The organism is Sandarakinorhabdus oryzae (genome assembly GCF_009733735.1).
In the GTDB taxonomy this organism is placed as follows: domain Bacteria; phylum Pseudomonadota; class Alphaproteobacteria; order Sphingomonadales; family Sphingomonadaceae; genus Sandarakinorhabdus; species Sandarakinorhabdus oryzae.
The window spans coordinates 1-699 of the sequence record NZ_WNJP01000387.1 but is presented as its reverse complement, the minus strand read 5'-3'; the positions used below and the strand labels follow the sequence as shown (position 1 = coordinate 699).

Sequence of the window (699 nt, the reverse complement as noted above, 5' to 3'; positions counted from 1 at the left end):
CGCCGAGCGCCACAGCGCCAGCCAAAGGCCGCCGGCCGCCGCCAGCGCATAGACCGGCCCCGGGATGGCGGCGCTGGTGACAACCGCGCCGGGCAGCGCGGCGGTGACATCGGCCAAGTGAATGAGCCCGGCCATGGCCCAGCCAGCCAGCGGCCACAGCCAGGCAAGGCCCAGCGCCTCCCCCAGCATCGCCAGCATCAGCGCCGGCATCACCACGAAGCTGGCCCAGGGTATGGCGACCAGGTTGGCAGCAATGCCATAAAGCCCGCTGCGCCCGAAGTGATAGAGGCCGATGCCGGCCAGCGCGAATTCGGCGACCAGACCCGACGCCAGCAGCGAGGCCGCCGAACGGGCCAGAAATTGCCACCAATTCTCGTCGTCGCGCGGCTGGGTGAGCCAACGGCCGAGGCGGCTTTCGTAGAGGGCGACGATGCCGATCACCGCGGCAAAGCTCATCTGGAAACTGGCGCCGAGCAGGGCCTCGGGGCGGACGGCCAGGATGGCAAAGGCCGCCGCCGCCAGCAGGCGCAGGGAGAGCGCCTGGCGGCCGAGCATCATGCCAACGACGACGATGCTTGCGGCGATCACGGCGCGCACCGTGGGCACCTGCGCGCCGGCCAGCAGCGTGTAGCCAAGGCCGGCCAGCGCGCCGGCGGCCAGTGCCAGCGTTGGCACCGGCACCCGCAGCACCAGCCATGG

1 protein-coding gene is annotated in these 699 nt (G+C 71.8%); it reads right to left on the bottom strand.

Features of this window, described 5'->3' with window-relative positions; genetic code table 11:
- Positions 1-699, bottom strand: a 699-nt coding sequence (locus GJ693_RS16460; protein WP_197042321.1) for a ComEC/Rec2 family competence protein, incomplete at both ends; no start/stop codon positions are given.